We start from the raw sequence: 853 nt of genomic DNA, 5'->3' as shown, positions 1-853 counted from the left end.
CGCCAGAAATAATCCAAGGCTGTTCATGTCCCAAATGGTTAACTGTTTTTGTAACCAATCAATGCTCTTAAAATTCAGACCAATGGTTTCGATGTTTTCTGATTCCATCGCGAACCAAAATCCGTCGGTCATGATGAGCTTAACCATGGCTTTGCACATAACGGGATTAAATAAGGTGCCAGCATTCGCCAATACACATTCTGCAATCAACTCCTCATGCAGCGTGACAATGTCACAGTGGCAGTTCATTACATAGCGTGCACGCATGAAGTCTAGTCGATCAGAAAGGTAGAGTAGGGCCGCAACGTCTTAATCGAATACAGGCAGGTCGATATGTTGCAGCTCATCCCAATGGGTGTGGTGATAAAGCACTGGAACGGCAAATTGACTTAAAAGGCGACATTGTTTGAGCGTTTGGTAGCCGCGCAGACAGTGTGCTTTGGCATCTTGAGGGATGAGCTCGTCCAGCAACATTTTATGTTCTTGCGTTTCAGAGACGCCACAATCGTGAATCATGCCTGCAAAGTAACAAAACTCTGCTTTCTTTAAATCCCAATTTAAGGCTAGAGCACATTGGTAGGCCATGTATGCGACACGGTGACTGTGGTGAGTGTCATCGACACCTACATAGTCGAGTGCACGGGCGACCCAGATAAGTGCTTGTTTTAGATCGACTTCAAAACCCGCAATAGCATCGGGAGAGGAAGAATGCTTCATTATTTATACCGACATGTTTTTAAGCCCACGCAAACCGACATCATGGCCTGATATTTAGAGAAAGGGCGCGACAGCGAAAAGAACCCTTAAAGGTGGGCTATTTGGACGTAATTTTAATTATGGCGTAGATAATAAT

1 pseudogene is annotated in these 853 nt (G+C 44.8%); it reads right to left on the bottom strand.

The window, feature by feature from the left end:
- Positions 1-717 (bottom strand): annotated as a pseudogene (locus R7Z77_RS24740) (HD domain-containing protein); the annotation flags it as partial.
- Positions 718-853: the final 136 nt, after the last annotated feature.

The organism is Vibrio sp. 1401 (assembly GCF_033340295.1).
The sequence above is the reverse complement of the archived record's forward strand: the minus strand, read 5'-3'. Positions and strand labels throughout refer to the sequence as shown.